Annotated in this window: 2 protein-coding genes; one reads left to right on the top strand and one right to left on the bottom strand. The window is 32.3% G+C overall.

All coding sequences use genetic code 11. The features are described 5' to 3' along the window. Positions 1-1,046: Mrp/NBP35 family ATP-binding protein (locus J6V67_RS02590; RefSeq protein ID WP_291858103.1), on the bottom strand; the 1,046-nt coding region annotated here is incomplete at its 3' end. An 86-nt stretch (positions 1,047-1,132) separates the two neighbouring features. Between J6V67_RS02590 and J6V67_RS02585 the strand changes: the two genes are divergently transcribed. Next, on the top strand, positions 1,133-2,276 hold a 1,144-nt coding region (locus J6V67_RS02585), incomplete at its 3' end, for a chorismate-binding protein (protein WP_291858101.1).

Genomic DNA, 2,276 nt, shown 5'->3' with positions numbered 1-2,276 from the left:
TCTGGCTGAATAGCTGAGTTATCAGCACCACCATTTGCATTTATATCTTCTATAATTTTCCATAGTTTTGCTGCAGCCTCATCATATCTTTGAGCGCTAATTGAGTTTGGCTCATAGAAGCTTACAGGCTTGCCACTATCTCCACCTATTCTTACAGATGGTTCTATAGGAATTTGAGCTAGTATAGTAGTATCATATTCGCTTGCTAGCGCATCGGCTCCACCTTTGCCAAATATATCGTACTCTTTGCCATTATCAGGGCAGATAAATCCGCTCATATTTTCTACTACTCCAGCTACTGGAATATGAAGTTTTTCAAACATATCAAGACTTCTAGCCGAATCATCTAAAGCCACAGTTTGAGGCGTAGTAACGCAAATTCCAGCCGTTACTGGTACGCTTTGAGCTAGAGTCATTTGTGCATCGCCTGTTCCTGGAGGCATATCAAGCAGCAAGATATCAAGCTCACTCCATAATACTTCATTTAGTAGTTGAGTGATTGCTTTCATAATCATTGCGCCTCTCCACATAAGGCCTTGACCATCTTCTATTAATAGTCCCATACTCATCATCTCAATACCGTGAGTTTGAAGTGGTTTTAATTTTTGTCCTTCTACTTCAGGTTGGCGACCTTGGACGCCTAACATTCTAGGTATATTTGGACCATATATATCAGCATCTAATAGACCGACTTTTTTGCCTTGTTTAGCAAGTGAGATAGCTAGATTTAAAGTAGTTGTAGATTTACCTACTCCACCTTTTCCACTACTTACCATTACAAAATTTTTAATTTGAGGAGCTATGTTTTTCCCGCTTTGTGAATTTGATTGCTGGGTTTGAGGCTTTGGTGCGATAATCTCTATCTCTTTACCTAAATTTAGCTTTTCTATCTCATTTTTGATAGTTTGAGCAACTTCAGGTTTGGCTGATGTAATCTCTACAACTATTTTAGGATCAGTTGATTTTACAAAGCCAAAATCCACAATGCTTTTTTTAAAGCCAGGATAGATTATGTTTTTAAGCGAATTTAAAATTTCTTCATCCATATTTAACCTTTTTGAAAATTTGAGTTATATTAGCTAAAAATTATAAATCTTTAGCTAAAATTTTTTAAACTAAAATAGAGAAGTGTATGAGCGAATTTAGTATTTTTGGCAAATATTTATATTATGATTTAAGTAAAGAGTTTATATGCTTTACAAAAGATGAGCTTAATAAGACTTTAAATTTTATGCAAAATAGAAAAAATGAGTATTTTGTAGGATATTTAACTTATGATATGGATGAAAATAATCCAAGTTATCCTATAGCACACTTTAAAGGTTATAGAAATAAAGAAATTTTCAAGTCAAAAAATAGTTTTAAATTTTCACTATTTAAGCCATATTTTTATCCACAAATTTTAAAAAATTTATCTAAAAAAGAGTATGAAAATGCATTTACTCATATAAAAAATGAATTAGCTAGTGGTAATAGCTATCAAATCAACTTCACAAGTGAGTTGCAAATATCTACTAAAGTTAGTAGCGATGATATCATATCTGCTCTTTTGAATAGACAAAAAAGCAGATATTTTGGCTATTTTAAAAGTCAATTTTGTGAGATAATATCCTTTTCTCCTGAGTTGTTTTTTAAATTAAAAGGTAAAAATATTACTTTTGCACCTATGAAAGGCACTATAAGGCGTGGTCAAAATAAAGCTGAAGATAGAGTTTTAAAAGCAAAGCTTAAAAATGATCCAAAAACTAGAAGTGAAAATTTGATGATAGTTGATCTATTGCGTAATGATATGAGTAAGATTATTAAAGTTGGCTCATTGCGTATAAAAAAGCCGATGAAAATTATTAAACTCAAAACGCTATTTCAAGCAATTTCACCTCTTAAAGCTAAGCTTAAAAACAGAAATTTAAGCAAGATTTTTAATGCTGTTTTTCCTTGTGGGTCGATTACTGGTGCGCCAAAACTAGCCACAATGCGTATTATAAAGCGTTTAGAAGATAGAGAGCGTGGAGTTTATTGTGGTGCAATGGGAGTTATAAATACTAATAAAGCCATTTTTAGCGTACCAATTAGAACCCTTGAAAAGAGATTTAATCAAGATTTTTACAGATATGGCGTTGGTAGTGGTGTGGTTTGGGATTCAAAATGCAATGATGAGTTTGTCGAATTAGAACTAAAAAGTAGCTTTTTATACCCTAAGATGGAATTTGAATTATTTGAGACTATGCTTTTGCGTGGTGATAAGATATTTTTATTGCAAAATCATTTAAAAAGAG

It is taken from the genome of Campylobacter sp. (assembly GCF_017646085.1).
GTDB lineage: Bacteria > Campylobacterota > Campylobacteria > Campylobacterales > Campylobacteraceae > Campylobacter.
The sequence above is the reverse complement of the archived record's forward strand: the minus strand, read 5'-3'. Positions and strand labels throughout refer to the sequence as shown.